Origin of the sequence: Haladaptatus sp., from assembly GCF_049589095.1 — an archaeon.
In the GTDB taxonomy this organism is placed as follows: Archaea; Halobacteriota; Halobacteria; order Halobacteriales; family Haladaptataceae; genus Haladaptatus.
This window is the reverse complement of sequence record NZ_JBAWAC010000383.1, coordinates 1-1,794: the sequence shown is the minus strand read 5'-3', so window position 1 is coordinate 1,794 and position 1,794 is coordinate 1. Positions and strand designations below refer to the sequence as shown.

Here is a 1,794-nt window from a genome sequence, read left to right as displayed (position 1 = left end):
GCCACGACGTTATTCGACGCCCAACTGCTCGAACACGAACGGCCACTCGTCTAGCTTTTCCCGACCACCATCTCCGTCGGCTTGCCGATGCCGTGGACCGTATCGCGTTTCTCGCAGAGGAGAATCGGTTGGAGCGGGTGTAGTACGGTGGCGATGCGGTATTCATGCGGCTCAGATCCCGTAATCACAGTAGCGTCAGTATGACACGTAGCAAGAGGGCGAAGGATTTCGCGGTCATAAACACGGTTATTCGTAGTCACACTCACACCCTTGAACGGCGTCGCTGGTGGTGGATTACGCGCGAACAAAAATCTATGAGTTGAAGTCGTCGCGTTTAGCCGAAGAGTTCGCCGAGGCCCTCGCCACCGGCGTCCTCGTCCTCGTCGTCCTCTTCTTCTTCTTCAGCGGCTTCCTCTTCTTCGGCTTCGTCAGCAGCGCCTTCGTCGTCGCCACCGGCAGGTGCAGCGGCACCACCAGCGGGGACAGCGGCGGCCTGTTCGACGGCCTCCTCGATGTCCACGTCTTCGAGTGCGGCGACGAGCGCCTTGACGCGGGACTCTTCGACGTCGACGCCAGCAGCGTCGAGCACGTCCGTGAGGTTGTCTTCGTTGATCTCTTCGCCCGATTCGTTCAGGATGAGTGCTGCGTAGATGTATTCCATGGTTAGTAATTATCCGAACATCGCGCCGAGACCTGCGCCTGCGTCTTCGTCGTCATCATCGTCGTCGTCATCGTCTTCAGGCTCGGCTTCAGTTGCTTCTTCGTCAGTCGATTCTTCTTCCTCGGCCGCGCCGCCCGCTGCGGGTGCTTCGACACCGCGAAGCTCCTCAGGCAGCGCGTCCTCGTCGTCGATTTGTGCGGCAAGTCCGCGCAGTTGCGCGTCCGCTTTGCTCACGAGGTCCGGCACGACATCCGGGCTCTCGATTTCGGCCTGCAGGCCGAGGCTCTTGGCCTCGCCCGTGGCCTTCGAAATGAGCAGCGGTGCGGTCTGCTCGGTCGGGTACACGGCGTTGACCGAGAGGTTGCGGGCAAAGGCCGCAGCCGTCTCGATGTCCGTGCGGTACTCGTCCACGTCGATGGCGAGTTCGTCCGACTCGAACATGACGCCGTCCGAATAGACGGCGCGCAGGTCGAGACCGACCTCTTTCGGCTCCATACCGAGTTCGGCGAGGACGTTCGCGAGTTCCTGCGAAACCTCGTCGCCTTCCTCCGCGACGAGGCTGTCCTCGGTCACGTGGATGGAGCCATCCATGATCCGTGCGGATGCTCCGGCTTGCTGGAGTTCGCCGACGAACGGTCCGGGGTCGACACCCGTGTCACCCTCGGGGATGAGGATGTCGTTCGGGGAGATCTCGCCGGCCGAGATCGGTGCCGGACTCTTCGAGGCTTCCAGTTCCTTGTACAGGCCGAACGGGTTGTCGTTCGTCCCGATGAGGCCGATTTGGCCCGTGATGTACTCCTCCAGGTCTTCGAAGCCACCGCCCACGGCGTCGAGCGCGCGCTGCACCAGCGTGTTACGGCTGACGCGAAGTTCCGCGCTTCCGTGAAGACCGCGGCGCATGTTCTGGAGCTGTTTGCTCGGAATGCCGGTGATGTTGACGACGCCGACACTGTTGTAGTTCTCGACGAAATCCGTCAGCTCAGCGACTTCCTCGCGCTTCCACTCCGGAATGTGCTCTGTCTTGTGTTCGGCTTCTGCGGACATTCTAGGCAACCTCCACCGATGGTCCCATCGTCGTTTTCACGTAGATAGTATCGACGTTGAGCGGTCCTTTCTCCAGGTTGGAGTGAAGA

General features: G+C 61.1%; 2 protein-coding genes and 1 pseudogene. All 3 read right to left on the bottom strand.

The genetic code is table 11. The features are described 5' to 3' along the window. Positions 1–334 precede the first annotated feature (334 nt). Positions 335–661, bottom strand: coding sequence for a 50S ribosomal protein P1 (gene rpl12p / locus WBV42_RS12055; RefSeq protein ID WP_253228465.1), 327 nt, complete (start codon positions 659–661; stop codon positions 335–337). Between the two features lie 9 nt (positions 662–670). After that, on the bottom strand, positions 671–1,705 hold the full coding sequence (locus tag WBV42_RS12050; RefSeq protein ID WP_423986255.1) for a 50S ribosomal protein L10: 1,035 nt from the start codon (positions 1,703–1,705) through the stop codon (positions 671–673). A gap of 1 nt (position 1,706) precedes the next feature. Next, positions 1,707–1,794: pseudogene (gene rpl1P / locus WBV42_RS12045) on the bottom strand (50S ribosomal protein L1); the annotation flags it as partial.

Excerpts from the sequence above, each read along its gene's own strand:
- rpl12p (WP_253228465.1), bottom strand. The coding sequence starts at position 661 with ATGGAATACATCTACGCAGCACTCATCCTGAACGAATCGGGCGAAGAG.
- WBV42_RS12050 (WP_423986255.1), bottom strand. The coding sequence starts at position 1,705 with ATGTCCGCAGAAGCCGAACACAAGACAGAGCACATTCCGGAGTGGAAG.